General features: G+C 44.4%; 1 protein-coding gene. It reads right to left on the bottom strand.

Features of this window, described 5'->3' with window-relative positions; translation table 11 throughout:
- Positions 1 to 252: hypothetical protein (locus AAEZ09_RS28785; protein WP_350601739.1), on the bottom strand; the 252-nt coding region annotated here is incomplete at both ends.

Below are 252 nucleotides of genomic sequence, written 5' to 3'. Positions count from 1 at the left end.
GTGCAATACCAAGACCACTACGATACGCATAGGTCAGCAGCTCACTGTCGAGGTTAAGCTCGTGCAGGGGCTGAAAGTTCTGTTCAGGATTGGCAATAATGACACTGCTACTACCAAATGTCGCAAAATAATCCGATTCGATTGGCGCTAGCTGCCCATGAGCATTAAGCTTATTAATGATTGGTAATAATAAAGTCGGCTCTACTGACTCTGTCAACAGTACAAATTCCACATAACGATCGAGGGTCATGA

The organism is Pseudomonas sp. 65/3-MNA-CIBAN-0223 (assembly GCF_040310425.1).
GTDB classification, from domain to species: domain Bacteria; phylum Pseudomonadota; class Gammaproteobacteria; order Pseudomonadales; family Pseudomonadaceae; genus Aquipseudomonas; species Aquipseudomonas gregormendelii.
Note: the sequence above shows the minus strand (reverse complement) of the source record. Positions and strands in the feature narration are given on the sequence as shown.